Source organism: Shewanella sp. TB7-MNA-CIBAN-0143 (genome assembly GCF_040310065.1).
Taxonomy (GTDB): Bacteria; Pseudomonadota; Gammaproteobacteria; order Enterobacterales; family Shewanellaceae; genus Shewanella.
Window position 1 is genome coordinate 1 of sequence record NZ_JBEOPL010000082.1, and the last position, 281, is coordinate 281.

The following is a 281-nucleotide window of genomic DNA, read 5'->3' on the forward strand; positions in this document are numbered from 1 at the left end:
AGCAAGCTCCCTTGTGTTACCGCTCGACTTGCATGTGTTAGGCCTGCCGCCAGCGTTCAATCTGAGCCATGATCAAACTCTTCAATTAAAGTTCTTTTGAAACCCGAAGCTTTCGGCTCAATGAATTCTGATTGCTTTATCAACCGAAGCTGACAAAGTCTTTGTACATATTACTATGAACACTCATCGTTGCATTGAGTTGTAATTTTTTGATTGCCAACATTCCGAAGAACAGAAGACAATTTCGAATAACTCAATACCTGTGAATGTCCACACAGATT

1 rRNA gene is annotated in these 281 nt (G+C 40.6%); it reads right to left on the minus strand.

Features of this window, described 5'->3' with window-relative positions:
* Positions 1-88 (minus strand): 16S ribosomal RNA (locus AAEY97_RS21190); the annotation flags it as partial.
* Positions 89-281: the final 193 nt, after the last annotated feature.